Annotated in this window: 33 protein-coding genes; 10 read left to right on the top strand and 23 right to left on the bottom strand. The window is 35.0% G+C overall.

All coding sequences use genetic code 11. From position 1 onward, the window contains the following. Positions 1-44: 44 nt before the first annotated feature. Genes BM211_RS02285 through BM211_RS02265 form a run of 5 tightly spaced genes read right to left on the bottom strand, consistent with a single transcriptional unit; the run spans position 45 to position 1701 of the window. Positions 45-362 carry a hypothetical protein gene (locus BM211_RS02285; protein WP_090994806.1) on the bottom strand — a complete coding sequence of 106 codons (318 nt, stop codon included), beginning with the start codon at positions 360-362 and terminating at the stop codon, positions 45-47. Then, entirely contained in the window at positions 352-513 is a 162-nt protein-coding gene (locus BM211_RS26300) for a hypothetical protein (protein WP_090994804.1), read from the bottom strand. Before BM211_RS26300 ends, BM211_RS02285 begins: the two co-directional genes overlap by 11 nt. Then, complete coding sequence (locus BM211_RS02275; protein ID WP_090995008.1) at positions 510-785, bottom strand: group-specific protein; 276 nt, start codon at positions 783-785, stop codon at positions 510-512. The genes BM211_RS26300 and BM211_RS02275 overlap by 4 nt, the downstream gene beginning before the upstream one ends. A gap of 20 nt (positions 786-805) precedes the next feature. Continuing rightward, positions 806-1504 (bottom strand): Rha family transcriptional regulator, encoded by a 699-nt coding sequence (locus BM211_RS02270; RefSeq protein WP_090994801.1) that lies wholly within the window; start codon positions 1502-1504, stop codon positions 806-808. Next, positions 1501-1701 (bottom strand): helix-turn-helix domain-containing protein, encoded by a 201-nt coding sequence (locus BM211_RS02265; protein ID WP_035436736.1) that lies wholly within the window; start codon positions 1699-1701, stop codon positions 1501-1503. The genes BM211_RS02270 and BM211_RS02265 overlap by 4 nt, the downstream gene beginning before the upstream one ends. 280 nt (positions 1702-1981) lie before the next feature. Here BM211_RS02265 and BM211_RS02260 point away from each other — a divergent pair, with 280 nt between their 5' ends. From BM211_RS02260 to BM211_RS02245, 4 genes are read left to right on the top strand one after another with little or no spacing between them, the layout of a single operon-like run. Further along, positions 1982-2389 carry a helix-turn-helix domain-containing protein gene (locus BM211_RS02260; protein ID WP_035436734.1) on the top strand — a complete coding sequence of 136 codons (408 nt, stop codon included), beginning with the start codon at positions 1982-1984 and terminating at the stop codon, positions 2387-2389. 22 nt (positions 2390-2411) lie between these two features. Further along, positions 2412-2849 carry an ImmA/IrrE family metallo-endopeptidase gene (locus tag BM211_RS02255; RefSeq protein WP_035436732.1) on the top strand — a complete coding sequence of 146 codons (438 nt, stop codon included), beginning with the start codon at positions 2412-2414 and terminating at the stop codon, positions 2847-2849. Further along, a complete protein-coding gene (locus tag BM211_RS26295; RefSeq protein ID WP_177206862.1) occupies positions 2849-3019 on the top strand; it encodes a hypothetical protein in 171 nt (56 codons plus the stop codon). Before BM211_RS02255 ends, BM211_RS26295 begins: the two co-directional genes overlap by 1 nt. A 38-nt stretch (positions 3020-3057) precedes the next feature. Next, entirely contained in the window at positions 3058-4203 is a 1146-nt protein-coding gene (locus BM211_RS02245; RefSeq protein WP_090994798.1) for a tyrosine-type recombinase/integrase, read from the top strand. Positions 4204-4322: 119 nt separating this feature from the next. On the opposite strand, the gene glnA is transcribed toward BM211_RS02245, so the two are convergent. From glnA to hflX, 4 genes are all read right to left on the bottom strand, one after another. Further along, positions 4323-5657, bottom strand: coding sequence for a type I glutamate--ammonia ligase (glnA, locus tag BM211_RS02240; protein ID WP_035436728.1), 1335 nt, complete (start codon positions 5655-5657; stop codon positions 4323-4325). 48 nt (positions 5658-5705) lie between these two features. Continuing rightward, the gene (locus tag BM211_RS02235; RefSeq protein WP_051957390.1) at positions 5706-6047 is read right to left on the bottom strand and encodes a MerR family transcriptional regulator; all 342 of its coding nucleotides are present in this window, start codon (positions 6045-6047) and stop codon (positions 5706-5708) included. Positions 6048-6270: 223 nt separating this feature from the next. Further along, complete coding sequence (locus BM211_RS02230; protein WP_090994795.1) at positions 6271-7542, bottom strand: methionine gamma-lyase family protein; 1272 nt, start codon at positions 7540-7542, stop codon at positions 6271-6273. After that, the gene (gene hflX / locus BM211_RS02225; protein WP_090994792.1) at positions 7535-8815 is read right to left on the bottom strand and encodes a GTPase HflX; all 1281 of its coding nucleotides are present in this window, start codon (positions 8813-8815) and stop codon (positions 7535-7537) included. The genes BM211_RS02230 and hflX overlap by 8 nt, the downstream gene beginning before the upstream one ends. An 88-nt stretch (positions 8816-8903) precedes the next feature. Here hflX and BM211_RS02220 point away from each other — a divergent pair, with 88 nt between their 5' ends. Further along, the gene (locus BM211_RS02220; RefSeq protein WP_035436716.1) at positions 8904-9527 is read left to right on the top strand and encodes a trimeric intracellular cation channel family protein; all 624 of its coding nucleotides are present in this window, start codon (positions 8904-8906) and stop codon (positions 9525-9527) included. A 355-nt stretch (positions 9528-9882) separates the two neighbouring features. Here BM211_RS02220 and BM211_RS26290 read toward each other — a convergent pair whose 3' ends face one another. Further along, complete coding sequence (locus BM211_RS26290; protein WP_177206867.1) at positions 9883-10047, bottom strand: hypothetical protein; 165 nt, start codon at positions 10045-10047, stop codon at positions 9883-9885. Between the two features lie 472 nt (positions 10048-10519). Here BM211_RS26290 and BM211_RS26285 point away from each other — a divergent pair, with 472 nt between their 5' ends. Together BM211_RS26285 and BM211_RS26900 are read left to right on the top strand one after the other, a co-directional pair. After that, on the top strand, positions 10520-10663 hold the full coding sequence (locus BM211_RS26285) for a hypothetical protein (protein ID WP_177206866.1): 144 nt from the start codon (positions 10520-10522) through the stop codon (positions 10661-10663). A gap of 6 nt (positions 10664-10669) precedes the next feature. Continuing rightward, positions 10670-10804: a hypothetical protein gene (locus tag BM211_RS26900; protein WP_256216715.1), complete on the top strand. Its 135-nt coding sequence runs from the start codon at positions 10670-10672 to the stop codon at positions 10802-10804. 39 nt (positions 10805-10843) lie between these two features. Here the strand turns inward: BM211_RS26900 and spoVK are convergent, their stop codons facing one another. After that, complete coding sequence (spoVK, locus tag BM211_RS02215) at positions 10844-11800, bottom strand: stage V sporulation protein K (RefSeq protein WP_035436714.1); 957 nt, start codon at positions 11798-11800, stop codon at positions 10844-10846. A gap of 119 nt (positions 11801-11919) precedes the next feature. Between spoVK and BM211_RS02210 the strand changes: the two genes are divergently transcribed. Next, entirely contained in the window at positions 11920-12882 is a 963-nt protein-coding gene (locus BM211_RS02210) for a tyrosine-type recombinase/integrase (RefSeq protein ID WP_090994789.1), read from the top strand. Positions 12883-13188: 306 nt separating this feature from the next. On the opposite strand, the gene hfq is transcribed toward BM211_RS02210, so the two are convergent. Both hfq and miaA read right to left on the bottom strand, forming a co-directional pair. Further along, positions 13189-13413, bottom strand: a complete 225-nt coding sequence (hfq, locus tag BM211_RS02205) for an RNA chaperone Hfq (RefSeq protein WP_000813896.1) — start codon at positions 13411-13413, stop codon at positions 13189-13191. A gap of 24 nt (positions 13414-13437) precedes the next feature. After that, entirely contained in the window at positions 13438-14388 is a 951-nt protein-coding gene (gene miaA, locus BM211_RS02200) for a tRNA (adenosine(37)-N6)-dimethylallyltransferase MiaA (RefSeq protein WP_090994787.1), read from the bottom strand. Between the two features lie 196 nt (positions 14389-14584). Here miaA and BM211_RS02195 point away from each other — a divergent pair, with 196 nt between their 5' ends. Further along, positions 14585-14827 carry a hypothetical protein gene (locus BM211_RS02195; RefSeq protein ID WP_035436710.1) on the top strand — a complete coding sequence of 81 codons (243 nt, stop codon included), beginning with the start codon at positions 14585-14587 and terminating at the stop codon, positions 14825-14827. Positions 14828-15199: 372 nt separating this feature from the next. On the opposite strand, the gene BM211_RS02190 is transcribed toward BM211_RS02195, so the two are convergent. From BM211_RS02190 to BM211_RS02175, 3 genes are all read right to left on the bottom strand, one after another. Then, positions 15200-16363 carry an iron-containing alcohol dehydrogenase gene (locus BM211_RS02190; protein WP_035436707.1) on the bottom strand — a complete coding sequence of 388 codons (1164 nt, stop codon included), beginning with the start codon at positions 16361-16363 and terminating at the stop codon, positions 15200-15202. A 112-nt stretch (positions 16364-16475) separates the two neighbouring features. After that, on the bottom strand, positions 16476-17024 hold the full coding sequence (locus tag BM211_RS02185; RefSeq protein WP_371261850.1) for a DUF420 domain-containing protein: 549 nt from the start codon (positions 17022-17024) through the stop codon (positions 16476-16478). Positions 17025-17383: 359 nt separating this feature from the next. After that, positions 17384-17689 (bottom strand): hypothetical protein, encoded by a 306-nt coding sequence (locus BM211_RS02175; RefSeq protein WP_035436701.1) that lies wholly within the window; start codon positions 17687-17689, stop codon positions 17384-17386. A 285-nt stretch (positions 17690-17974) separates the two neighbouring features. Between BM211_RS02175 and BM211_RS02170 the strand changes: the two genes are divergently transcribed. Further along, the gene (locus BM211_RS02170; RefSeq protein WP_081904961.1) at positions 17975-18280 is read left to right on the top strand and encodes an MMPL family transporter; all 306 of its coding nucleotides are present in this window, start codon (positions 17975-17977) and stop codon (positions 18278-18280) included. 75 nt (positions 18281-18355) lie between these two features. Here the strand turns inward: BM211_RS02170 and BM211_RS02165 are convergent, their stop codons facing one another. The 7 genes from BM211_RS02165 to BM211_RS02135 form a co-directional block, all read right to left on the bottom strand. After that, on the bottom strand, positions 18356-19174 hold the full coding sequence (locus BM211_RS02165) for an alpha/beta hydrolase (protein ID WP_035436698.1): 819 nt from the start codon (positions 19172-19174) through the stop codon (positions 18356-18358). A 21-nt stretch (positions 19175-19195) separates the two neighbouring features. After that, positions 19196-20014, bottom strand: a complete 819-nt coding sequence (locus tag BM211_RS02160) for an ABC transporter ATP-binding protein (protein WP_090994781.1) — start codon at positions 20012-20014, stop codon at positions 19196-19198. A gap of 15 nt (positions 20015-20029) precedes the next feature. Continuing rightward, a complete protein-coding gene (locus BM211_RS02155; RefSeq protein WP_090994779.1) occupies positions 20030-21052 on the bottom strand; it encodes a FecCD family ABC transporter permease in 1023 nt (340 codons plus the stop codon). Then, a complete protein-coding gene (locus BM211_RS02150) occupies positions 21045-22052 on the bottom strand; it encodes a FecCD family ABC transporter permease (protein WP_035436677.1) in 1008 nt (335 codons plus the stop codon). The genes BM211_RS02155 and BM211_RS02150 overlap by 8 nt, the downstream gene beginning before the upstream one ends. Before the next feature lie 22 nt (positions 22053-22074). Beyond that, a complete protein-coding gene (locus tag BM211_RS02145) occupies positions 22075-23043 on the bottom strand; it encodes an iron-hydroxamate ABC transporter substrate-binding protein (protein ID WP_090994776.1) in 969 nt (322 codons plus the stop codon). 757 nt (positions 23044-23800) lie between these two features. Next, positions 23801-25033 carry a peptidase T gene (pepT, locus tag BM211_RS02140; RefSeq protein WP_035436670.1) on the bottom strand — a complete coding sequence of 411 codons (1233 nt, stop codon included), beginning with the start codon at positions 25031-25033 and terminating at the stop codon, positions 23801-23803. 147 nt (positions 25034-25180) lie between these two features. Beyond that, on the bottom strand, positions 25181-25900 hold the full coding sequence (locus BM211_RS02135) for a YebC/PmpR family DNA-binding transcriptional regulator (protein ID WP_035436667.1): 720 nt from the start codon (positions 25898-25900) through the stop codon (positions 25181-25183). Between the last annotated feature and the right edge of the window lie 163 nt (positions 25901-26063).

Here is a 26063-nt window from a genome sequence, read left to right as displayed (position 1 = left end):
CGAAAATATTTTTACAAATGACTCCTGCTGCAACAGGGGTCTTTTTATGCATTTAAAACATACTCAATAATGCGGGCCGGAATATTTACTTCATGCATCCGATTTGCAACCATTTCAACGCGGTCACGTTCTTTCTTCTTGAAAAAAAGCTTTGCCAGTTGATCATCACATTCTTTTGCTTTTTCTCCACATGCTTCATATTCTTTACAAGTTTCATAGAATTCTTTTATCTTTCCTTCTGCATTTTTCTTAGTAGCGATACGAGATAACAAGAATTGATTTTTTATGTAGTTCTCTTTCTTGCTGCGCAATGACTTTGCTAACTCTGCATCTTCTGGTAAAACAAGGTTTTCAATTGCCATATTGTTCGCCGCCACTCTTCACAAGAGCGTTTATACACACGAACCGATTTTCAATAAGACGACGCTGCTTCTTGTTTGGTAGTTTGTAATGAACTAATAGCTTGAGATAATCAGCTACTTTTACGTTGTTATAGTTGATTGATAGATTCATTGTGTTCCTTCCATCCTTTCTTCCGCCCATTCTAATAAGAACGCTTGTGTTTGTTTTGCTGGAAAATACCATTTTTGACCAACCTTAAATTTTGGAAATCGCGGGTCAAAAAAGAATTGATCTTGAATTGTATTCCATGACATACAAACACGTTTTTTTAACTCTTTCGTATCCCAAAATGTAAACTCTGCATTGTACTCTTTGACCTTTTTTTGAATTTCCTCTGCGCATAATTCCTTTACAACTTGCTCATCAACTTGAATGTTTAACATTTTATTTTCACCTTCCGCTATTAAATCATTGGTCTCCATCCGTTAATAAAGTTCAGTGCTTCATTAAAGTCCTTCTTCAAAATGTCACGATAACTATTAACATCAAAGGCATCTTTTAAATTCCGACCTAGTAATCCGAACAACTTACGTGTAGAGTCATGGACCTCAGTATTTACATGTCCGTTTTCCCATAGAAAGTAAATACGTTTTGCCTTAGCTTTTTCCATTACCCGTTGCTGCCCATAATCGATTGTTAATTGTTCTTCAACAACCTGTTCTAATGAAGAAACTCGCTTGTTTAAATTACTTGTACCAGCTGCAAGGAGTTCGATTTGTCCGAATGGATCATTAGGAATGTTTATCTGTTTTCTCAACTGGTTTTCCATTTCTTCAAAACGAGTAACATATGTGGCTGTAAATAGAACGCCTTTTTCACCAGTTAACTTATTAGCCACCATGTCGCATCCTTTACGAGTTAAGAGGTAACAAGGTTGCTCCTTATTTTGACTATTTCGGTATGTGCTACTAATAAAAAAGTTAGGAGTGCTCAATTTTGAGCCGTCCAAAATTTCAGTGTACCCTTTAATATCTCTAAGTAAGTTCTTGTGTTCCTTACCTACCATTCCAGCAACATCTCGGCTATCGACCAAAAGTTGTCCGTTTTGATTAATAATTGATAATGTTGGTGGTTCATTTACTACTGTTAATTGATCTGTCATTTTAAATCCTCCTCACACATTTCCAAACCTAAAACCTCAATGATTCTCACTTTTTGTTTTTTTCCTTTTCGAGAACCCTTTAAAATATCGGATAAATATGAAACTGATATTTTTAGCTCAGAAGCTAACGATGTTAATGTTAAATCCCGTTCTAACAACACTTTCCTTACCTCAATACCAAAATTCGAATACTTCATCTTGATGCTCACACCTTCCAAATGAGAAAATTTTCGCTAATTAATTGACTATAATTAGTCTATGTGCTAAATTATAACTATAAAAGGTTTAAAAAATCTAAAAATTACACACGCCCCCCAGCGTCGTTAATTCTAACCGTATTTTCAACGGGATTTTCATGCCCTTTTTAGCTAACAAATTAGCTTACAAACTAATAATAATAGTCCACAGACTAAAAGTCAACACTTTTTAGCTTGTAGACTAATCATTGTTTTTTGGTGAGCCTGAAAGGTGATAAGGATGAGCATAGTAGAGACAATAAAAAACTTGTGTAAAAGCCACGATATATCAGTATCAGGATTAGAGAAAGAATTAGATTTCGGTAATGGAACAATAAGAAAATGGGACAAAGCATACCCTTCTGCCGATCGTCTACAAAAAGTTGCTGATCGTTTTAACGTGACAACTGATTTCTTATTAGGAAGAACAAACCAAATGCACATGACATCTAAAGACGAAAAAGATATCGAAAAACGAATGGAAGAAATAAAACGTGATTTAAAAGATTCTCAGGGGCTTATGTTTTCTGGTGAACCAATGAGCGAGGAAGCTGTTGATTCTTTATTAGATGCAATGGAGTATATTGTTCGTCAAACTAAAGTTATCAATAAAAAGTACGCTCCTGAAAAAAACAATAAAGGTAATTAATGTAGATTCAGGAGGGATTATATTGAAATTCATTATAAACAACACAGTCAATCAACTTTGCAAAAAACATAAAACTAAAAACCCTTTTGAGCTTGCAGATTGCTTAAACATCCATGTGTTTTTTCATGACTTACATGAAGAAATTGATGGCTTTTATAGATGTGAGAAAGGAAATAGATTTATCGCTATTAATAGTAATTTATCAGAAACAATGCAAAAAACAGTTTGCGCTCATGAATTAGGACACGCTGTACTTCATGAAGAAGTAAATACTCTATTCTTACGAAAAAATACTTTTTTGTCTGTGGATAGATTAGAAATTGAAGCTAATACATTTGCTGCTCTTTTGTTAATTGACCAAAAGACAATCAATCAAGGCGATACAAAAGCATGTATAGCCTATAAGAATAATATTCCAATTGAATTATTAGAATTCTATACGTTCTCTGAAGGAAGGTGATGGACTTGATTATTGACTTAGCTGTCGAAAGAGAAAAAAGGGCATCCAAGACTAAAGATCCTGAATTTGAAATGGTACCTATTGTCGAGAAAATTTATGAAATAGATGGAGAGATGAAATTTGAGATATCAGGATATAAGAAAACACCTATAGAGTGGTTAGATGATTGATCTAACTACTCTGCATTAAAGAAAGGAGCAATAACATAATGGCTAGTTTTAGAAAGGTGAGTAATGGTTGGCAATATCGTATCAAGTTTAAAGACCCTTATACTCAGGAATTTAAAGAAAAAACAAAACGTGGATTCAAAACAAAAAAAGAGGCCCAGATTGCTGCTGCTGAAGAGGAAAAGAAAATATTAAATGGTTTAGAGGTTGAAAGCACGCCTATGTCATTAAAATATTTCCTTCGTGACTGGTTAAAATTATTTAAAGCGAACAACGTTAGAAAAAACACCTATATCCTACATGAGCGCAATGTTGAAAAACATTTAATACCTTATTTTAAAAACATCAACTTAAAAGAAATTAAACCTATGATGTACCAAAATTTCATCAATTACTTGACTGATAAAGGTTATAGTAAACGTACAGTAGAAATTATCCATGGTACAATGCATAACGCTATGAAGAAAGCGGTTAGTTTAAAAAAAATTGAGAACAACCCTTGTGAAGACGTAGTAATTTCTAATAAAAACAAAAAAGAAGAGGAAGGTCTCAAGTATATGCGAACTGAAGACATCCCTCTTTTCTTAAAAAACGCTTATCAATATAACTATATCTATTATATCTTTTTCAAAACACTAATCAATACAGGTATGCGCAAAGGTGAAGCTGCAGCATTACAATGGAGTGATATTGATTTTAAAGAACAAACAATCCGCATCACCAAAACCTTAGATTTTTCAGTAAAAAAAGGTGAAGATCTTTTCGGAGATACAAAAACATTTACTTCTAGACGTACCATTATGATACCAAAACCGCTGGTTAACGATTTACTTAACCACAAGAAATGGCAAAACGAAAACAAACTTGTTTTGCAAGAAGCATATGAACATAAATTAGATTTAGTATTCACTAGAGTAGATGGCCGATTTATACCAAAATCAACTTTATTCAACGCCTTTTCTCGAATTCTTAAAAAAGCGGATTTACCAAAATTAGAAATCCATTCCCTTCGACATACACACGCAGTTCTACTATTAGAGTCAGGCGCAAGTATGAAATACATTCAAGATCGTTTGGGTCATAAAAATATCGAAATCACTTCGAATGTTTATTCACATATTAGTGACAAAATTAATAAAGATTCCATCGCTGAATTTGAAGCCTATATGAATGATGTTTTGGGTTAAAAAAATCCTTAGATTTTTTGTGGCTGTTTTGCGGCTGTTTTTCTCCGAAAACTTTTAACATTGATTTAGCCACAAAAAGAAAAAAGCCCCGATACCAGTAGTATCAAGGCTTCCAACTCTTAGTAAAGAGTCATATATTGATCGCGTTCCCATTGATGGACTTGCGTTCTGAACATATCCCACTCAATTTCTTTAGCTTCGATAAAGTGCTCAAGTAAGTGTTCTCCTAACGCACCGCAAATAATTTCGTTTGATTTTAGTTCATTTAATGCTTGTGCTAATGTAGCTGGCAAATCATTAATGCCTGCTTTTTCACGTTCTTCTAGAGTCATTACATAAATGTTGCGATCTACCGCAGGTGGTACCGCTAGTTTATTTTTAATTCCATCAAGACCTGCTGCTAGTAATACAGCCATTGCTAAATATGGATTTGCAGCTGGGTCAACACTACGTACTTCTACACGCGTACTTACACCGCGAGATGCAGGGATACGGATTAATGGGCTACGATTTTGCGCAGACCAAGCTACGTAACAAGGTGCTTCATATCCAGGTACTAAGCGTTTATAAGAGTTTACAGTTGGATTCGTTACAGCTGTAAAGCTTGGTGCATGTTTTAAAATACCTGCGATAAAGTGGCGAGCATCATCACTTAATTGCAGATCACCTTTTTGATCGTAGAATACGTTCTCATCATTTTTGAATAGTGATAAGTTACAGTGCATACCTGAACCGTTTACACCAAATAGTGGTTTTGGCATAAATGTTGCGTGTAAACCGTGTTTACGAGCAATTGTTTTTACAACAAGTTTAAACGTTTGAATATAGTCACATGCTTTAATTGCACTTGCATATTTGAAGTCAATTTCATGTTGCCCTGGTGCAACTTCATGGTGAGATGCTTCAATTTCAAAGCCCATTTCTTCTAGTTCAAGAACGATATCACGACGGCAGTTTTCTCCTAAATCCATTGGAGCAAGGTCGAAATATCCACCATTATCATTTAATTCTAATGTCGGATTTCCTTTTTCATCAACTTTAAATAAGAAAAACTCTGGCTCTGGTCCAAGATTGAAATCAGTGAAGCCTAGTGCTTCCATTTCTTTTAACATGCGTTTTAAGTTGTTACGCGGATCACCTTCAAACGGTGTACCGTCTGCATTATAAATATCACAAATTAATCTCGCTACTTTTCCTTTTTCAGCAGTCCACGGGAAGATTACCCATGTATCTAGGTCTGGATATAAGTACATATCAGATTCTTCAATGCGAACAAATCCTTCAATAGAAGATCCGTCAAACATCATTTTGTTATCTAGAGCTTTTGTTAACTGACTAACTGGAATTTCTACGTTTTTAATACTTCCTAAAAGATCCGTAAATTGCAAACGGATATACTTTACATTCTCTTCTTTCGCCAAGCGGAAAATATCTTCTTTTGTGTACTTTGCCATTTTCAATTCCTCCTTAGTCCCTCTAAACATTTTCGAAATTATCAATCATTAATGAAAAAACCTTGAAATATCACCTTGTCGTAATGATGTTCGATTAAATCTGCCTGTATGTTGCAATTCATCTCGAAGTATTTTACGAAGTTCTGATTTCGAAATTTCCTTTACTTCTTCTCTTACTTGTATCACTTCTGATTGATTTTCCTTCATTAATAGTACTTGTTTAATACCAGCCATGTTTAAACCTTGATCTAACAAGTCTTTAATCTCTAATAATTTATCCACGTCGTTAAATGAAAATAATCTACGATTTCCTTTTGTACGGGTTGGGGAAATCAATTTATGTTCTTCATAGTAACGAATTTGACGCGCAGATAACTGTGTTAAATCCATAACTATACTTATCGGAAACAGCGGAGCAGAACGTCGATCATTTTGTGTCACTTCAGTTCCTCCTTCGCCTTAACTTGATTCTCATTTTATATTATGTTATGTTTCATGTCAACAGATGTTAGCTTTTCTAACATGATTTTTTCAAAAAAACTTTTCACTTTATTAAAATGTCTCAAACCCTTACTTATATACAAAAAAAGCTGCCAAAATCGGCAGCTCTCATTTAAGAAATTACTAATAGATTTTTTTCAATAAGCGCATCAATAGCAGAACAAATCGCAATCTTCACATGCGAATATGTTAAGCCACCCTGCACATACGCAACATAAGGCGGGCGAATTGGACCATCTGCTGATAATTCAATACTCGCACCTTGAATAAATGTACCTGCGGCCATAATTACATCATCTTCATAACCCGGCATGTAATTTGGATACGGTGTAAAATGAGAATTGATTGGTGATGCATATTGAATCGCTTGGCAAAATGCAATCATACGTTCTTTATCATCAAATTGAACCGATTGTATTAAATCTGTTCGCGGCGCATCCCAAGTTGGTGATGTGTTCATACCAAGCTTCTCTAAAAATGCCGCTGTAAAAATTGCACCTTTTAATGCTTGACCAGCAACATGAGGCGCTAAGAAAAATCCTTGATACATCTCTTGTAAACTATATAAAGAAGCACCAGCTTCCGCTCCAATACCTGGAGACGTTAAACGATATGCACACGCTTCTACATATTGCTCTTTCCCAACAATGTAGCCACCTGTTTTCACGATGCCGCCACCTGGATTTTTAATAAGTGAACCTGCCATTAAATCTGCACCAATATGACACGGTTCTAACTCTTCTACAAATTCTCCGTAGCAGTTGTCTACAAAGACAACAACATCTGGTTTAATTTCTTTTACAAACGCAATCATTTCTTTAACTTCAGCAATTGTAAATGATGGGCGAGTTGCATAGCCCTTTGAACGTTGAATTCCAATCATTTTTGTATTTTCATGGATTGCCGCTTGCACTGCAGCGAAATCAACACGTCCCTCTTCTGTTAAAGCAACTGCCTGGTAACCGATATTATACTCTTTAAATGAGCCAACACCTTTTCCACGAACACCAACAATTTCTTCTAGCGTATCATATGGCTTCCCCGTTATATATAACAATTCATCACCAGGGCGTAAAATCCCAAATAGCGCTGTAGAGATTGCGTGAGTTCCAGAAATAATTTGCGGACGCACAAGGCCTGCTTCTGCCCCAAATACATCAGCATACACTTTTTCTAACGTATCACGGCCGATATCATCGTAGCCATATCCTGTTGTTGGAATAAAGTGCGCATCACTAATTTTATGATTACGAAAACTTTCTAACACACGAAATTGATTACTTTCAATCACTTCATCAATTTGTTTATGTATATCTGTAATTTGCATTTCTACTTCTTTTACAATCGGAGCAATCTTTTCCCCATTCTTCAATCGATTAAACATCTTCTTTCCCTTCTCCTTTTCTCGTTGAATATTTATAAATTTGTCCATTTAGCGGAGAATGAGCAAAAATATACCCTGTACATTCATATGCTTGCTTCTCATCTTGAAACTTCATTTCCGTTAATACTGTATCTGTTTTTAAAAGCGTCAACAATCTGCCTTCATGCACCGGAATCATTAATTCATACGAATCCATTCGCTTCATCATTTCTATTTCTACAACTTCTTTTAATCTTTCTAAATCTTCCTCATGAAAAGCACTTGTCATAATAAAATCATTTTTTGGGAACGGAATGAAGTTTGGATGTAACTTATCCTTTTTGTTATATACAGTAATCATTGGGATATGATCAAATTCAAGATTTTGCAATAGGTTTTTCACAGTTTCTTCATGCCCAATATAATTCGGATCAGCTGAATCAATAACATGCAAAATAACATCCGCTTCATTTACTTCTTCTAATGTGGAACGAAATGCCGCAACTAACGATGTCGGCAAATCTTGAATAAACCCAACTGTATCTGTTAATAACACTGTATATCCACATGGCAACTGCATTTTACGTGTCGTCGGATCAAGAGTCGCAAACAGTAAATCTTCTTCAAATGTATCTGCCGCTGTTAATCTGTTAAACAGCGTAGATTTACCAGCATTCGTGTATCCGACTAAAGAAACTTGAAAAACTTGATTTTCTTTACGGCGCTCACGATATCTCTTGCGATGCTCTACCACACCAGAGAGCTGCCGTTTAATTTCATCAATGCGAGAACGAATATGACGACGATCTGTTTCCAACTTTGTTTCTCCCGGTCCTCTTGTACCAATCCCACCACCAAGACGAGATAACGCTTGCCCTTGTCCCACAAGACGCGGCAACGCATATTGGAGCTGCGCAAGTTCCACTTGCAATTTACCTTCTCTCGACTTTGCGCGCTGAGCAAAAATATCTAATATCAGTTGCGTCCGATCAATGACTCTTGAATCTAACTGTGCTGATAAATTTCGAATTTGGCTCGGTGTTAATTCATTATTAAAAATGATAACATCTGGCTCTAATTCTTCTGCAAGTAGAGAAAGTTCTTCTAACTTTCCTTTTCCAACATACGTTGCTGGATGAAACTTAGTACGTTTTTGCACCGCAATAACTAACACTTCTGCTTGCGCTGTTTTTGCTAATGATTCTAATTCTTCCATTGAGTGTTCAAAACGTTCTTCATCATCTTCAGGTAATTGGCAGCCAACGAGTATCACTTTTTCTTTTTTTTCTAACAAATATCCTCACGCATCCTTTTCGAAAGTTAAACCTTCTAATATAATAGCAGAGTAAGAACATTTCATCTAGTTAGTGAGGGAGAATTTCATGGCATGGGATTTATTTAGCATCATCGGTACAATCGCTTTCGCTTTAAGCGGAGCAATCATCGCGATGGAAGAAGAATACGATATTTTCGGGGTTTATATTTTAGGAATGGCAACCGCGTTTGGGGGAGGCGCACTGCGTAATTTATTAATTGGCTATCCAATTGTTTCACTTTGGAAACAAGATATGTTATTTGAAATTGCAATGTTGTCAATGACTATTATATTTTTATTCCCGAACAAACTCATCAAACATTGGAAACGCTGGGAAAATATCACCGACGCAATCGGTTTATCTGCATTTGCAATTCAAGGTGCATTATATGCACAAAAACTAAATCTACCAATTAGTGCAACGATTGTCGCAGCTGTCTTAACAGGAATCGGCGGCGGTATTATCCGTGATTTATTAGCACGCCGAAAACCACTTGTACTACGAGCGGAGATTTATGCACTTTGGACAATTTTAGCCGGATTTTTAATTGGTACTAAAATTGTAACAAGTGACTTGGCATTATATGTTTTATTCGTTCTTATCGTATGTTTCCGTATGATTTCTATCTATTACCAATGGCATTTGCCACATCGTAGTGTAGAAAAAATCAATCATTTCAATGATAGATAACAGATTAACTCTTTACTTTTAACATACTATAATTAGAAGAGGATACTATGTCCAATATGAAGACGTAGATCCTCTTTTTTTCTTACATTGTATATTACATAATTAGAGAGTCAACTACCCACCACTTCTTGCCCTTCACGCACTTGAAGATGGGGGTGAATTTCGGAAATGCGGTAAAACATCGGCTTTTTATTTGACTAAAAATCAACAATGAAATTTAACAGCGCCAAAAACAAAATAGCCACTTTCTGTTAGAGAGTGGCTTTGTACGAGTACGATTACTACATGTTACAGAGCTAGTATGTAAGTAATTACTTAAATGCATATTGCCTTACTCACAAAAAGAACATTTGTTCTACTGTTTTCTAATTAGTCTCGTTAAAGCCATCCCAAGAAATCCAACACCCATTCCTATCAGCCATCCAATTTGGGAACTTCCTAACAAAGATCCCACTCCTCCACCAAGAAACATGCAGCCAACGAATACTAATACTCCAACGCCCGATTTCTGCCGATCCATAATTCAATCACACCCTTTCAATAAAACATATGCTATTAGCTAACTAACTTTTCCTGAATATGATATGTTAATTATTTTGCTAGAGGTGGTATAGTTGTTTGGCTTAGAATCAGCATTGGTCAAGGAATTCAAAAGATGGAGATGGACGGCTTTGAAGGAATTGTAGGAGATGAATTTAACTTTTAAGTACCATAACTTAAGAGTTGTGGACAAATTCTTCTTCAACTAACCAGTGATTTTCCACAATCGGGCGCTTTAATGGAATAAAAGGAGAGCATATATTAGTCATGTATAATATGTGCTTTCCTTTATTTTTAGGGATTTTTATAATTTAGGTCTTGATAAATTTCATAAAGGCGTTTTCTTTTTCATCTCATCCTTATCAAAAAAATTCCACTGATAGAAGTATTATTTTATTGCATGTTTTTTGTACATATCCGTAAATACTATTCCTTAAAGAGAGGTGAGACAAGTGACAAAACACGTAAATAAAGGCGCGCAAAGAAGTTCCGTTGATCAATTTGGGCATGATTTAAATTCCGCACATGAAAAAAGCAAAAAAATGGAACGTTATCACAAAGCATATCAACAAAAAGCAAAAGACGAACAGGAGTGAAATAAAATGGCAAAAGGAAACAACAATCGTAACCGAGGGCAAGGCAGCAGCGTGAATCCACAAGGACTAGCTTCAGATGTAGCAGATCAGAGTCCAAAAAGCCAATTAGAACAACGCGCAAAAACAAAAAATACGAAATAAAACACGAAGCATTACGCTTCGTGTTTTATAATAAATAATTTATGAATTGCACTCTCCATCTTCAAGTAACAAATCACTACTAGAAATTGTTATTAAATCATATTTATCGTACGTTTCTTCCTGAAGCAGCCTCATCGCTTGTGTACGAATGGATTTTTCCACAATATTACGAACGTAACGTCCATTGCTAAAAGAAGTGATCTGTGATGAATATTTTACTGCATTTAAATGATCGCGAAGATTCCACTCTGCCTCTTTTGATAATTGATATTCCCGTTCATCGTACATTTGTTTCCCTATCTCTAATAATTGATTGACAGTGTAATCAGAAAACTCAATAATGAAAGGAAAACGAGATTGCAAACCAGGGTTTAATGATAGAAAATGGTTCATCTCACGTGAATACCCTGCTAAAATGAGCACAAAAGCATGTTGCTTATCTTCCATATGTTTAACAAGCGTATCAATTGCCTCTTTCCCAAAATCTTTTTCACCCCCACGTGCAAGTGAATAAGCCTCATCAATAAACAATATCCCCCCCATTGCTTTTCGAATGAGGTCACGTGTTTTTTGTGCAGTATGCCCAATATATTCACCGACTAAATCCGCTCGTTCCGCTTCAACTAAATGCCCTTTCGATAACACATTCATCTCAAATAATAATTTTCCAATCATCCTAGCAACAGTTGTTTTCCCCGTTCCCGGATTTCCTTTAAACAACATATGAAGGACTTGTTTCTCTGATTTCAAACCCGCTTCTTGCCGTTTTTTATTTACATAAATCCATGCATAAATTTCTTTTATAATTTTTTTAATTTCCTGCATTCCAATAAGCTTGCTCATTTCTTCTTCAATTCGCTGCAACATTTCATGTTTTGTAACAGTTTCATTTGAAAGATTTTGTTTTTGTTCTGGAGAAGAAACTGAAATTTTCTGTCGGTGATTAAGCACAATGTTAATTTGGTTATTATTCTTCTTTCGCATCGACTGTTCCATACAATCACCTCATTTTTATCATTTCATTGATAGATATTATCAAAATTTACACTTTACCAAGAAATAAACATTTTCTGAAAATTTTTGTTATAATGTAAGAAAACTAGGGAGGTGGGACTATGTCAACAAAAGAACTTAATGATACAGTACAAGCTTTCTCTGCTTATTTATTAAATAAGGGACGAAAGCCTTCGACTATTAAAAGATATGTCTACGACATCGAGGATTTTCTTCATTGGTTACAAAAAAACAAAAAAATTTCTTCTAATAATATATGGGAGACTCTTTGTACAAAAGACTATGAAGATTATTTTTCGGACTTGAAAATAAAACGTCATTACTCCGAAAAAACAATGCACCGTGTGTTTATTGTGCTAAATCGACTGTATCATTTTTTAAACTTGCCTAGCCCACTAAAAGATATGGAACTTATCATACAGCCAGATCGTACATTACGAGATGAAGATTTCATTTCACCACAAGAAGAACAGCGTTTAAAATATATTTTAACTTCATTAGAAGGACTGTCAGACAAACAGCGACCTGTACGTCCATTACTCATGGATCGAAACGTATGCATTATTATGCTTCTGCTCGATTACGGATTATCATTACAAGAACTCGTCTCATTGAATATGCAGCATGTTCATTTTGAAAATAATACATTAGCTATTCCCGCTATATCTGGAATAGAACGAGTCATTACATTAACTGAAGAAGATAAGAAAAGGTTATATCATTACTATAAAAAAATTCCTGAGCCAGTACGCCCAAAATACCATAGCTCAGATCCAGTATTTGTGGCCTTTGACTTTAACCGAAATACATTCCGTTGGGTATATGAAAATGACGCTCCAAAAAGATTGACAGAAATTTCCGTACAAAAAATGATTCGACTTGAAGTATCACGCGCAGGGCTTCGTAAAGGTATCTCTGCTCAACATTTACGTAATACGTTTATTTTACGACTCATTCAACACCACATTCCTGAACAGAAAATTATCAAACGGGTTGGTTTCAAATCAAAAATTTCATTAAAAAGATATTATAACTATGCAAAGCAAAAAGAGAACGCCTCGTAATAAGCAAACGGGTTCGATTATTGGGAACAAACTATAAATAACAACAAAAACGGAGAAAAATGCAATTCCTATAATATCTTTAATCCGCTCTCTTTCCTTCTTTATATTCTGGAGAATTATGATTTTCTTATAATTTACTGGTCAAATTGAGTTTGCTCTGTAGTGCACAAATATTTTTAAACTTTAATTCAAGAAGGATATTAAAATATTCCGTTAAAAAACGCTCAGAAATCTGAGCGTTTTTGCTTATTGTAGAAATGAAAAAAGAGCGAATCATTCGCTCTTTTTACTATGTACAATTCTTTACTATTCTAATTCGATTGAAACGTTCTTTTGTGGAACAAATGTAGAAATCGCATGTTTATAAATAAGCTGTTGCTTACCTTCTGTTTCCAACAATACAGTAAAATTATCGAATCCTTTAATTAAACCACGAAGTTGGAAGCCATTTAATAAGTACAGCGTAACAAACGTATTCTCTTTACGGAGTTGGTTTAAAAATTGATCTTGAATATTGATTGATTGCTTCATGTCGAATCCTCCTCTTTTTCTCTACTACTTATTATTCGACTTAAGTTGTAGCTTTCCTTCTGTGTACTGTAAAATTTCTCGAAATTTTTCACCACTTGTAACGTCAAACCATTTAACATCCATTTTATTACGGAACCAAGTTAATTGTCGTTTTGCATAGCGACGGGAATTCGTTTTTAAAGCGATTATCGCTTCTTCTAACGAAGTTTCCTCATCAAAATATTCATACAGTTCTTTATAACCAATCGCTTGAATAGATTGACAACCCCGAATTCCTTCTTCATATAATCGTTTAACTTCATCCAATAAACCTTGTTCCATCATAATGTCTACACGTAAATTAATGCGACTATATAATAAATCTCGATCCATTGTTAGACCAATTAAAGCAACATCATATAACAATTCATTTTCTTGTTGTTCTAGTTGATCACTCATTTTTTGCCCTGTTGCATGAAAAATTTCTAAAGCACGAATGACACGTCTTACATTGTTCGGATGAATACGCTTTGCACTTATTGGATCAACTTCTTCTAGCTTCCCATGTATATACTCTACACCGCGCTCCTCAGCTAATTGTTCTAACTGCTTACGGTATACATGATCTCCCGGCTCATCAGAAAACTGGTAATCATATAACACGGATTGTACGTATAAACCTGTTCCTCCAACAATTATAGGAAGTTTACCGCGCTTTGTAATATCCTCTATATGACAGCGTACAAGTTCTTGAAACTCAGCAACAGAGAAGGAATCTTCTGGATTTTTTATATCAATCATATAATGAGGAATTCCGTCCATCTCTTCTTCTGTAACTTTCGCCGTACCTATATCCATACTACGATAGATTTGCATTGAATCACCGCTTATAATTTCCCCATTCAATGCTTTTGCCAATTCAATGCTAAGCTTCGTCTTTCCAACTGCAGTTGGTCCAATAATAACAACAACTTTTTCCTGTTTTTCTACTCCCATATACTTCAACTCTCTTTATGTAACGTTATACATCTGATTATTATATCCAATCTTACCAACTTTAATAGCCAAAATGCAAGTTATCTTATTACGGTAATTGAAATTGTATATATGTTTATTAAAAAATACAACCTTTTTTGCATGTTTTGTCCAACCACTTCATATACATAGTAAAAACAAAAATGGAGATGATACTATGAAAGATGGACAAGCTGCTATTGATTTCCGCTCATTAATAGAAGATTTGATTTTAGCAACAGCAACAAATAAAATACATTGCTCCCAAGAAGAGCTATACTTTGCACTAAATTGTTTACTCCGGTCATTTCATATAATACTTACAGATGAAGAAACAGACTCAATGAATACCGAATATATCCAAACTCAGTTTTGCACCGCATATAACATTATAACGGGACGAACAATATATCCATTCTAAACAATCCTCCATCCTCATCTTTATATATCCATTTTAATTTTTCGACATTCTTGTCTAGCTCTGCCTCCTAAGCCTTCATCTCTAAGAACATTCCTTCTGTGTGAAAGAACCTTAGCCAACAGGCCTAAACAGTTGACTCCGCATTTCGTTAAAAGTTGCTGTTATGCAACATGACCTCCATTCACTTGCTCCTTCTGTTTTAAGCATTGCACGTGGCAGGAAAAGGCTCTGACTGCTCCAATGCACGACCAGATGCTCTCGACCTTCCCTAAAAAGAAAGGAGGTTTTTATGTCGCTTTTTCACTTATATAACTCGGCGTGAAAATTACCAAATAAAAAACACCTCTTTACAAAAGAAGTGTTTTTGTTTGGTTATAACGACGCTTGATAGATCGCTACAACATCTTGTTTATTTAATTGTTTAAACTGGCCAAACTCACCATAAACCATTGCCTTTTCTGCCATAAGATCAATTTGTTCTTCACCAATTTCGTAATCCGCTAAACGATCCGGCGCTCCAATAGATGTCCAAAATTGACGTAATGCTTCAATTCCTTCTAATGCTATGTCAACATCGGTCTTTCCTCCTGTTTGAACATGAAATACTCGAATTGCAAATTGTTTAAAACGATCTACATTTTCATGTAAAACATGTTTCATCCAGTTCGGGAATAAAATTGCTAAACCGCCGCCATGCGGAATGTCGTACACTGCTGAAACAGCATGCTCAATGTTATGCGTTGCCCAGTCCCCGCGTACACCCATTGCCAAAATACCATTTAACGCCATTGTACCACAATATAAAATGGTTTCTCGATGCTCATAACTTTCTAAGTCATTTAGCAATTTTGGAGCTGTTTCAATAACCGTTTGTAAAATAGATTCACAGTAGCGGTCCTGCAATGCTGTATTTGTACCTTGGTGAAAATATTGCTCAAGTACATGCGACATAATGTCAACGATACCATAAATGGTTTGGTTACGCGGTACAGAAGTTGTGTGGTTTGGGTCTAAAATCGAAAATTGCGGAAATGTTACAGCACTCCCCCAGCCATACTTCTCATTTGTTTCCCAATTTGTAATAACTGAACCTGCATTCATTTCAGAACCTGTTGCAGCTAAAGTTAACACTGTTCCAAAAGGTAATGCTTCTGTTGCGATCGCTTTTTTCGTAACAAGATCCCACGCATCTCCTTCATACTTACTACCAGCAGCAATCGCTTTTGTGCAATCTATAACACTTCCACCACCCACAGCTAAAATAAACTCGACATCATTTTCTTTACAAATTTGAATCCCTTTGTTTACTGTTGATAAACGGGGGTTTGGCTCTACACCACTTAACTCAAAAATTTCTGCATCTATTTCTTTTAACATAGATATTACATTATCGTAAATTCCATTTTGCTTAATACTTCCACCACCGTATACGAGTAACACCTTTTTCCCGTATTGAGGTATTTCTAATTTCAATTGTTCTAATTGACCTTTTCCAAAAATAAGCTTTGTTGGATTACGAAACACAAAGTTTTGCATACACTTCATCCTTTCTAGATAAAAGTAACTATACTTTTGTATATCATATATTTCGTTTTTTATAAAAAAATTTGCTTATAAAAAAAGAATCTCAGTTAAAACTGAGACTCTTTTAATAATAAGGTGAAATCATTAAGTATACGATAACTCCAGAAAGACTTACATATAACCAAATTGGCATTGTCCAACGTACAATTTTACGATGGCGAGTCAATTGGTTTGTAAATCCGTATACTAAAGAAAATAATGCAAGTGGCACAATAATAGCAGCAAGGAAAATATGTGTAATTAAAATAAGGAAATATACATATTTAATGATTCCTTCTCCACCAAAATGCGTTGCTGGTGCTAAATAATGATACGTTAAATACGAAACACAAAATAGCAATGTTGTTGTAAATGCGGCAAGAATAAACCCTCTATGTAGCTTTACATTCTTTTTAATAATTGAGAACAACGCTGCTAGTAAAAACACAAATGTAAAACTATTACAAATCGCATTGACAAGTGGTAAAATTGTTACATCAAAATGTACTTCTCCTTTGTATCCAACCGATCCAAAAAACAAAAATAAAATAATCGCATTGACAACCACAGAAAGCGTTATCACAACAGGAGCATAGCTCTTCTGTTTCACAGAATGATCAGTCAAATTATTCACTCCCTTATTTTTCTTAAAATATACAGTAGCTTCATTATTTTAACATATTATCAATATTGTAAATGTGACAAATGTTTGAATAATACTATAAAGTAAAATACCTACAATTGTAGTTCTTATCACTCTCAAGTAGAAAGATAAAAAATCCTTCTTAAGTCTTTTACCACTTAAGAAGGATTGTATCGTTTTATATTTAAAATTTCAAATTATTACACTCGCTTTAATTTTTATTAAAAAACATGTCGCTATATGCTTGAAAAATCTCTGTTAATTGAAAACCAATAAGAGACATTGCTGTTAATGAAAAGAAACCAATTAATACGAAACGAATCCACATACGAATCTCCTCCTTGTATCATTCATTTAAAATTCAGATAACAAATCGGATGATAGTGGTCGTCTCCTTCTTTTTTCTTTACAATAGCAGTAATATACCGAATAAATAACATAATAACTATAGGGAAATATACATGCTTCAAGTTTGTCGGTCTTAGCGATATTTCTCCTTGCACGTCGGATGGGGACGTTAAAGAAAAATGAGCACTATTCATTTCCCCATATACAAATAGGAATTGAATACATAATACAATACTTACAATTGACATGATATCTTCCCAATCAGTCGTATACAAAAAATTATATATATCTAGCACATATTCCTCCAACGTTACCCCTCCTTTCTTTTTTTACTATTTTCCTAATATTCGTATAAAAAGTCAAGAAAAATATTTTATATACACTGTGGTAATATTGATTACATATAATGGAATCTCTCGGTTGATCTATCTTCACCTGTACCTCTTATTGTTATTTACATCTACTTTATCCAAGTTATAACAAGAATATTTTCAGTCCAAGGCCGCATTACCCAAAGTTTTTTCTGTCCCCATCGGTAGGAAAGATCCTCCAATCATTATTCCTTCAAAGCAATCCCATCAAAAACAATTCAAATGAAAGCTGGTATAACAGACGTGCATTCGAGAGTTTGGATTGCCGGTCAAACTGCTACTCAATATGACACAATGATAACAAGCAATAAAGATTCGAGCCTAATCATCCCGATTATCATCGGTCTTATCTCGCTATTACTCGTTGTATACTTACGCTCTATTACAGCTATGTTGTATTTAATGGCTACTGTTATACTATCATTTGGTTCAGCTCTAGGGTTCGGGTGGTTAATTATTCATCATATAATGGGAGCAGAAGCAATTCAAGGCGCTTTTTGCCTCGTCCGAGGGGATTCTAGCCGCTAGAGCTGGACAATGTTTCTAATCTTGAGGTAGGGGTCTTACTGCCCGTTGATGCGGGATAAACAGTATCCCTATTATTTATGGATGAAATATAAAACGTAGCGCCTTACTTAAAACAGTCGGTACTACAGATCCATGATTTTCTCCCTCAGCTTTATGAAACGAGAATCGTAATCTGCTATGCTGCATCTTGTATAATCGATCAGATAACGCATTTACATCTTGAACCATATGATCTTTTTCTAATGACCCCACTGTAAGAAATACACCAATCTCAGAATTCATTTTATTTAATTCATTTATAAAATTAGATTCTTTTTCTAAAACAGATTGATTATTCCACCAAATAGAAGGACTGCTTATAAAGTATGTTTGAAATGCATGTATGTTTGTAAATAAGACATGTAAAGCAAATAACCCACCTAACGAATGGCCAAATAATGTTTGTCTCTTTGTATCAATCGGAAAATATTTAGTAAGCTCAGGTTTTAGCTCTTCTTGAAAAAACTCTAAAAAATGATTCGCTCCCCCTGTTACCGGCCACGGTTTACCATCTGGTTTTGGCGGCAAAATAAGAGATGATGCTGGAGGAGTGAAATCATAAAATCGATATGTAGAAGAAAAACTTTCTTTTATTTGATACCCAACTCCAACAATAATTGCTGGTACAATTCCTGTTTTTTCAGATCTAACTGCTTGGATGCGCACAGCTTCTTCAAACGTTTGAAAAAAAGCATTCCCATCTAATACATAAATAATAGGATAACCCGAAGGTGGTTCTGGCTGTTTCGGCTTTGCTATATAAATTTGATACTGACGATTTTCTCTTTTCGAATACATCGTCCATTGCTCTGTGTTAGAAATTACGACATTTCGTGTCTCCGGTATAGGCTGCATTGTCGCCCTCCTCTTACATGTTTAATTTGTTACATAAACTTTTGCACGTTCTTCTTGTAATGCACTATCATACCCAAAACACACAGGAGCACCATTATAAGGATCTATCATTACCCTTGCATCAATATGAAACACACGTTTCAATACTTCATTTGTAATGATTTCTAATGGGCTCCCAATCTTAATGATTTCCCCTGCTTTCATCGTAATGATTTCATGTGAAAAACGTGCTGCATGATTAATATCATGTAAAACCATAACAACTGTACATTTATGTTCTTGGTTCAATCGTTCAACAATTTGCAGTACTTCTAGCTGATGAGCCATATCAAGATAAGTTGTTGGTTCATCTAATAGTAAAACTTCTGTTTCTTGTGCTAAAGCCATTGCTAGCCATACTTTTTGTCTTTGTCCTCCTGATAAATTTCCAATTTGACGGTTGCGAAAAGGAGTGATATTTGTAATTCCCATTGCCCATTCAATCATTTCTTTATCTTTTGATGATAATTTATTCACATTATTACGATGCGGATATCGTCCGTAAGAAATAAGCTCTTCTACTTTTAATTCTGATGGAGCAATTGGATTTTGTGGTAATAACGCAAGTTGCTTCGCAATTTGTTTTGTTGAAATGGTATGTAAATCTTGTCCTTGCAAGTACACCTTTCCACTTTTCTGCTTTAAAATTCGCCCCATTGTTTTTAGTAGCGTAGATTTCCCGCATCCATTTGGTCCAATAATCGTCGTCACTTTTCCCTCTTGTATTTCTATATTTAAATCACGAAATACCGTAAGCTTTTCATAGCTCGTTTCTAAATTTTCTGTGCTTAAAACACTCACTCATCTTCACTCCTTTTACGCTTTCGCTTTAAATAACAAATATAGAAAATACGGTACACCAATGATAGAAATGACAATTCCAACCGGTAACTCTATTGGTGTGAAAACAGTCTTTGCAATAAAGTCAGAAACAATAACAAGTAACATACCAATCACACCACATATCGGAATAACTTGATTATGATGAATTCCAACGAGACGTTTTGCAATATGCGGTGCCATCAACCCAACAAATCCAATACTTCCAGAAACAGAAACGCAAGCACTCACTATTCCAATACCGCTTAATAATAAAATGGATTTCTCTTTTTCGACTGAAATTCCGAGACTTTTTATACTCGTCTCTTCTAGTTGAAACATATCAAGTAAATATGCTTTCCTTTGTATCATAGGCACTAAAATAATTAACCATGGTAACATCGCAATAATATATTTCCAATTTGCATTATATATGCTCCCTGAGACCCAAACTGCTGCCATTTCAAAATCAGTAGCCTTCATTTTCAAAGATAAATATACAGAGAAAGAACTAAGACCGTAACCAATTGCTATTCCTGTTAATAATAGGCGCTGTGAATCTAATCTTCCGCCTTTCCAAGAAAATATATAAATTAAGATTGCAGAACCAAGTCCCCCGGCCAAGCCAAATAACGGCAGAAGCATAATAGAAAACCAGTCTGTACTCTTGATTTGTCCTTGAAAGAAAAACATAAAGACAACAATAGCCGCCCCTGCACCCGCATTAATTCCTAAAATACCTGGATCCGCCAATCCATTTCGTGTAACTCCCTGAATAGCAGCTCCCGCAACGCCAAGACCAAACCCTACTAATGCTGCAATTACTATTCTGGGAAGCCTAAAATCAAATATAACTAAATCATGTTCAGGCACAGGATTTATTCGAAATACCGTCCGAATTATATCCATAACTGTCATATCAAATGTACCATTCGTTAAACTAATATAAATGGAAACTATAACCAAAAACAGGATTACACTAAATGTGACCATATAACACTGCCATGAATCTCTATGCATGTTTCTCTCCTCCTCTTGTTCGAATTAAATAAAGGAAGAAAGGAACTCCAATCAATGAAGTAACGACCCCTATTGGTGTTTCAAATGGATAATTTATAAATCTACTCAATACATCACATAAAGCGAGAAAGACTCCGCCTATTATACCGGCACACGGTATAATCCACCTATAGTCTACTCCAATTAAAAAACGAGTAATATGAGGGATGATTAATCCTACAAAACCTACCTTCCCAACTACAGCTACAGCAGTACCTGTTAAACACACAACAGATAGGATTGCAGCAACTTTCACAAGTTTTGTACGTTGGCCCAAATTAATAGAAACCTCTTCTCCTAATGAGAGAATTGTAATAGATTTTGAAATTACAAGTGCCAAAACAATACCAATAACACCAAATGGAATAGATAATTTTAATATCTTTGGATCGATTTGGTCCAACTTTGCATTGTACCAAAAACTAACATTTTGAGAAAGTTGGAAGTAAGATGCAATTGCTATTGCCGTACTATTTAAAAATGTTCCTATAACAGTTCCTATAATAGCTAAACGAACCGGCGATAATCCATTTCGAAGCAATGAACCAAATCCAAAAACAATTCCCGCTCCTAATGCCGAACCAAGCATAGAATATAGTATCATATTCATTGAAGACATCCCTGGAATAAATACCATGCAAATCGTAATAACAAACATTGACCCCTCTGTCACACCCATAATAGAAGGGGATGCAAGATAGTTTCTTGTCATCCCCTGCATAAGTGCTCCTGATATGGCCAAAAATGCTCCTACTAATAACGCACCAATTGCTCTCGGTAAACGAGATGTAATAATAATATTATGATTTACATTTCCTGAATCAAAATGGAATAGCGCATTCCAAGCTGTCTCAAAAGTAATATTTTTTGCTCCATACAATATGGATAACATAATCGTTAATAAAATTAACACAGGTGCCAAACATAAAATCATCATTGGTACTGCATTCATTTTCCGCATATCATTCAACGCACCTTACTATTTATTTAGATAAGTTTTTTTCTGCAGCTTTTAAGAAAGCTGTTTTACTCCAAGCTGTACCGCCTTGGGCCATTGGATCAACAGCGTTTACGAATACTTTTTTATCTTTTACAGCGTTAATACTTTGCCAAATTGGATTGCTTTGTAAATCTTCTAGCGCTTTCGGATTATCTTTATTTTCGCTTCCTTCAAATTGAACAAAGATATAATCCGGATTCATTTCTGCAAACTTTTCTAAAGCAATTTTTTCTTGCTTTTTAACTGCTTTAATCGCTTCAGGAGCCGTTAAGCCTAAATCTTTATAAATTACTGGATTGAAATAAACATCTTCTGGGTACAGATTAATGCTTCCTTCTCTCAATCTTATTACAACAACTTTTTTATCTTTTAATTTATCTGCTACTTTTTCTTTCGTTTTCGCAGCATCCGCTTTATAATCTTTTATAATTTTTTCCGCTTTATCTTTTTTACCAGTTAGCTCACTCATTAATTTTAGATTATCTTCCCAATGTGTTGAAATATGAGAAACAGGGAATGTTGGTGCTACTTTTGTAAATTTTTCCGCTGTCTCTGCTGGGAATTTAGAACTAGATGTAATAACATCTGGCTTTAATTTAAGTAGTGTTTCAAAATTCGGCTGCATTTTTTCACCAATAGATTCTGCACCTTTTAAATCTTTAGCTAAATAGTCAGGTATTTTCCCACCTACTGTAATTGCAGCTACTGGTTTCACTCCAAGTATGGCTGCATCTTCCATTGATTCTAAACTAGCTGTTGCAATTTTTGTTACTTTTGCAGGCACTGTATATTCTTTACCAAGGTATGTAATTTTCTGTTTTTCATCTTTCTTTGCTGTAGTTTCTACACTTTCCGTTTTCTTCTCACTTGAACTTTTTTCTGCACTATTACATGCAGCAAGACCTAAACTTAATACTGTAACCATTCCTAGTGTAAATAACTTTTTGTTCATATTAAAAAATGCTCCTTTCAAAAATAAAAATTTATAACTTTGTCAATCTAATAAAATATTATTCTTATCTATATATTGCATTATAATTAGCCAATATTGACACTTACATTCTTCACTTCCCCTATTAAACATAGTATCTTTTAATCCCCCTTATCTATAAATACCGATAATGATTATCATTATTGATTATATGCGTAACCTAAAATTATTTCAAGAATGATTTTCAAACTTTTAACAAAAAATAGAAAATAATAGTTAAAAATCCATATTTCTCATAAATCTTTTTCTTTTACACCTACTAATTTTTGAACAATGAACCCTATAAAAGAGGTGTGATAAAATGGAAGTCTCACTTTATGGCGAGTTTTTTATTCAAAAGATGATTTCAGCTATTAAAAGTCGTGCATAGAAGTGGTTAGGGCCTTTTCCTGCCACATGCGAAGTTTAAAACAAAGGGGGAAAGCGAGTAGCGGTTATATTGTATTCTGCATAGCAGCGACTTACAAAGAAAAGCGGAAGCGGCTCACTCAGAACAAGAGGGAGATGGAGCTTCTGACATAGAGGCGCTTTTTGCCTCGGCGGAAGACGCGAAGCCACCGACTGTTCTAGCCGCTGGAGCTGGATCATAAAGAAAAGCGGAGCCGACTGTTTAGGAGGCAGCGCTAGACAAAGATGTCGAAAAATTAAAACGGATTTATATAAATAATGCTATATAATCCAAAACCCCGAATAGGAACACTATTCGGGGTTTTGTCTTTTAAGCTTTTTCTTCAAATAATCTTGCAATTTCAATAATAACTTGAACGGCCTTTTCCATATTATCTACAGATACATATTCAAATTTACCGTGGTAGTTTTCTCCGCCCGTAAAAATATTTGGTGTCGGTAGACCCATATACGATAACTGCGAACCATCAGTTCCTCCGCGAATTGGTTGAATATTTGGTTCGATATCAAGATTTTTCATCGCTTCATATGCAACGTCAACAATCTCTTTCACTGGTTCAATCTTTTCTTGCATATTGTAATATTGATCATTCATCTCAAGAATAATATTTTCTGCACCATACTTTTCTTGCATCTGTTTTGTAATGGCTGCTACGTTCTCTTTTCTAGTATTAAAATGTTCGCGATCAAAATCACGAATAATGTAAGTAGATTGACTTCGCTCAACATCACCATTTATAGAAATAAGGTGGTAAAATCCTTCGTACCCCTCTGTATATTCCGGTGCTTCTTCTGCTGGGAGTTTCCCATGGAATTCCATTGCGAGCTTACTCGCATTTACCATTTTATTTTTAGCTGTTCCTGGATGTGTGCTGTTCCCTTTAAAGGTGATTTTAGCACCAGCTGCGTTAAAGCTTTCATATTCTAATCCACCTAGTGGACCTCCATCCATTGTATATGCAAATGAAGCTCCAAAAGCTTCTACATCAAAATGAGCCGGACCGCGGCCAATTTCTTCATCAGGTGTAAATGCTACTCTAATTTTCCCGTGTTTAATTTGTGGATTATGTAATAAGTAATTCATTGCCGTCATAATTTCTGTAATGCCTGCTTTATCATCCGCACCAAGAAGTGTTGTTCCATCCGTTGTAATTAATGTATGGCCTTGATAAGATGGGAGTTCTGGAAATAATTCTGGAGTTAATATAACACCAAGCTCCTTATTTAACGTAATTGCTTTACCATCAAAATTTTCATGAATTTGCGGCTTCACATTTTTCCCAGTAAAATCTGTTGCTGTATCTAAATGGGCTAAAAAACCAATTACAGGTACCTGCTTGTCCGTATTTGCAGGAAGCGTAGCCATCACGTAGCCATTCTCATCCATCGTTACTTCTGATAATCCAATCGCTTTCAGCTCTTCTACCAGTTGCTTTGCGAATTCAATTTGACCCGGCGTTGATGGTACAGTTTGACTTTCTGCATCAGATTGTGTATCCACCTTAACATATCTTGTAAAGCGTTCGATAATTTCTTTTTTCATACTCTCTCACTCCTTTTTATCTATCTCTATTTATTATAAACCTTTGTAACATATTTTTTTATTTCTTTTCATTTTATCTTTTAAAATTCAATGAACAATATAAAAAAGCAGACCTTTGTTCCAAAACAAAAGTCTGCTTTCCAATTATTATTCACCTAAATCAACATTATGGTACACTTGCTGAACATCTTCTAAATCTTCTAATGCATCAATCATTTTTTCAAATTTCACTTGTGCATCTTCTGGAAGTGTTACTTCGCTTTGTGCAAGCATTGTTAATTCTGCAACTGTAAATTCAGCTACACCAGCATTTTTAAATGCCTCTTGTACTGCATGGAATTGATCCGGTTCCGCATATACGATAACTGCTTCCTCTTCTTCCAAGATGTCACGCACGTCTACATCTGCTTCCATTAAGATTTCAAGAGCTTCATCTGCTGTTTTACCTTCAAGACCAATAACAGCAATTGCATCAAACATATACGCTACTGATCCGTTTACACCCATGTTACCAGCATTTTTGCTAAATGCTGCACGTACATCTGCTGCAGTACGGTTCACGTTATTTGTTAGTGTATCAACGATTACCATCGATCCATTTGGTCCGAAACCTTCATAACGAAGTTCGTCATAGTTTTCTTCTGAACCACCTTTTGCTTTTTCAATTGCACGGTCAATGATTGTTTTCGGTACGCTGTACGTTTTTGCACGTTCAAGTACAACTCTTAAAGTCTGGTTAGATTCTGGATCTGGTTCTCCTTGTTTTGCTGCTACATAAATTTCTCGTCCAAACTTTGCATAGACACGACTCGTATTTGCATCTTTTGATGCTTTTTTGTCTTTAATATTATTCCACTTACGTCCCATTCTTGTTCCACTCTCTTTCAACTTTAACTCTACATAAAAATAGTAATATAAAATATGCTGTTTCTTCAACAGTTTTTCATTATATTTCATATTGTTAACAAAAAAGACAAATTGAAGATGTCACATTTATTCACTACATTGTATTATACCTTATTACGAGTTT

Source organism: Bacillus sp. 491mf, from assembly GCF_900112415.1.
GTDB lineage: Bacteria > Bacillota > Bacilli > Bacillales > Bacillaceae_G > Bacillus_A.
Note: the sequence above shows the minus strand (reverse complement) of the source record. Positions and strands in the feature narration are given on the sequence as shown.